Raw genomic sequence first — 258 nt, 5'->3', positions numbered from 1 at the left:
TAATTTTCCGGATTGGTATTAGACCGGGCTGGCGATCCAACTCCCAACATTGCTTCGTAGAAGCAACAGATGCAAAAAAGGCTCTAGCATTTCTGCTAGAGCCTTAAATATGGCAGGGGTGGAGAGATTCGAACTCCCAACACGCGGATTTGGAATCCGCTGCTCTGCCAATTGGAGCTACACCCCTAAAACTTTCATTACTTCAGATTCGAAAAAACCTCGCACTAGGCGAGGTTATCGAATAAGTGGCGGAGTGGA

At 47.3% G+C, this 258-nt stretch carries 1 tRNA gene; it reads right to left on the bottom strand.

Going from position 1 to position 258, the window contains the following annotated elements:
- Positions 1–110 precede the first annotated feature (110 nt).
- Positions 111–187, bottom strand: a tRNA-Trp gene (locus tag AB4329_RS22440).
- Positions 188–258 lie beyond the last annotated feature (71 nt).

Origin of the sequence: Vibrio sp. 10N.261.54.A5, assembly GCF_041471145.1 — a bacterium.
In the GTDB taxonomy this organism is placed as follows: Bacteria; Pseudomonadota; Gammaproteobacteria; order Enterobacterales; family Vibrionaceae; genus Vibrio; species Vibrio crassostreae_C.
The sequence above is the reverse complement of the archived record's forward strand: the minus strand, read 5'-3'. Positions and strand labels throughout refer to the sequence as shown.